The organism is Okeania sp. (assembly GCF_983059655.1).
Genome location: NZ_CEZPJD010001092.1, coordinates 1 through 2,117 on the forward strand (window position 1 = coordinate 1; position 2,117 = coordinate 2,117).

The 2,117-nt window shown below is 31.0% G+C and carries 1 protein-coding gene; it reads right to left on the reverse strand.

Annotated features, from left to right (window positions below; all coding sequences use genetic code 11):
* Positions 1-1,370: condensation domain-containing protein (locus AC3DU7_RS32085; protein ID WP_488043274.1), on the reverse strand; the 1,370-nt coding region annotated here is incomplete at its 3' end.
* Between the last annotated feature and the right edge of the window lie 747 nt (positions 1,371-2,117).

A 2,117-nucleotide genomic window follows, 5' to 3' on the forward strand; every position in this document is an offset into this window, starting at 1 on the left:
ATTTGGTGAATTAATTTTTCTTGTGAATAATTTTGTTCAGTTTGGTTTAACTCATCTAAAAGAAGTTTACTTTCAAATTCACTGAATATATTTAACTGACTTAAAGATATTTCATCCGGCTTTTCTGTATTAAGATTTTCAACGGCGCTGGTAACTAAAGCTTCAAATTGTTTAGCAAAAGATTTAATTACATTAATATTTATTAGTTCCGAATTATATTGAAATTCTGCTATGAGAGATTTTTGAGTTTTTATGCAATTTAACTTAACCTTGAAATTATCAAAAATGACCGAGTGATTTTCTAAAGTAAAAGATAAATCTCCTCCAGAATAGGTTTTTGAGATATCAATAAACTCAAAACCAATAGCAGGAGATTCTTTTTCTGAATTAATAAAATATTCTTGCCTTTCCGCAGCTTCCGTGGAGCGATCGCTAATTTCTTCTAATAATTTAGTAAATTTCAAATTTTCTTCTAACTGACAAGAAATAGGTAAAGATTTTGCCAGTAAACCCATTACTTCTTCCAGGTCTTCATATTTTCTTCCGGAAAATACAGTTTTGACAGTAATATCCGATTGTTTTGTAAGTCGCCAAAGTAATATTTGCCAACAACCAAGTAAAAAATTATCAATGGTAATATTAGGCAAAATATTTGCTTCTAAATTAGCAATAACATTGGAGTCTAAATTTAAACTATATTGTTCAGGTGTAAATTTTTCTGCCTCAAACTGTGACTTTTCAAAAGGGAAATTAACCCACTGAAACTGTTGATTTTGCCAATAAGCGATTTCTATTTTTGCCTCCTCTTCTTCCAATAATTCATTTTGCCATTCTGAGAATTGTAGATACTGTACTGCTTCCTCATCAAAATCTGATTCTTTGAGGCATAAATCGTAACTTTTACTGATTTCTTTAACCAGATTATTCAAGGTAAAACTATCAGCGATAAGCGCAGGCAAACTAACTAATAAAAGATGTTCTTCTTCAGATAGAGTTAAGAAAGCTGTAGGAAATATTGGTTGTTGGTCAAGTTGAGCCATCAAACAATTTTGATTTTGTAATATTTCCTCTATTTGTTCTGTTTGTTTTTCCGATTTAAAGTTGCTTAAATTTAGATTATTCCAGTAAATTTTGCCGTTATCTAAAATGACTTGAATCGGTATTTTAATACCAGGGCGACGTTGGAATGTTGTCCGAAAATTGTCATGTCGGTTGAAAATTTTTTCTAGTGCAGATTTGAGAATATTTACATTGATTTTCCCTTGAATTTTTATCGTACATTTTGCTAAGTAATTTAAGTTGTTTTCTTGTAATCTCCAGAGATATTGTTGTTGGGGAGATAATCTAAATCCGGCAAGAGTTGTAGTCATAGTTTTTTTTAGTAGTCAGTAGTCAATAGTCAGTAGTCAGTAGTTTTTTTTAAAATAAATTAGGAGTTAGAAAATGAAAATTTAATTCCAGATTTAAAAAACTATTTCAAAAGTTAGTGCTACTTTAAACCTCGAATGCACTGTATATTTGTTCGTAGTTGGGCTTTAGCCCTATATTTGTTCCCGATTTCAAAGAGGGTTAGATTGTCAACCCAATGGTTTGTTTTTTTCCTACTTTCTACTCTCCTTTTGCGAAACTGACTCTGATAGCATTGAAATGTTGTAGTCATAGTTTTTTTTAGTAGTCAGTAGTCAATAGTCAGTAGTCAGTAGTTTTTTTTAAAATAAATTAGGAGTTAGAAAATGAAAATTTAATTCCAGATTTAAAAAACTATTTCAAAAGTTAGTGCTACTTTAAACCTCGAATGCACTGTATATTTGTTCGTAGTTGGGCTTTAGCCCTATATTTGTTCCCGATTTCTCAGTTGTAAAAGTTCAATTAATAATATAGAATCCGGCTGATTAGACATTGCAACTCGGGAGTGGCAGCTATAGCGCTACGCGCAAGTCAGAAGTCAGAAGTTAGAAGTAATTCCTGACGTTCGTTTGAGTGTCTATAATTGCCCTAACCTATTTGCGTAATGCTATACATAAAATTGAGTTAGTTTCCGCAACATTGATATAACCGGATTCTATATAAATTCTATCTGTTGAAAGAAAACTTAGGTATTCTATCAAGGAATATTT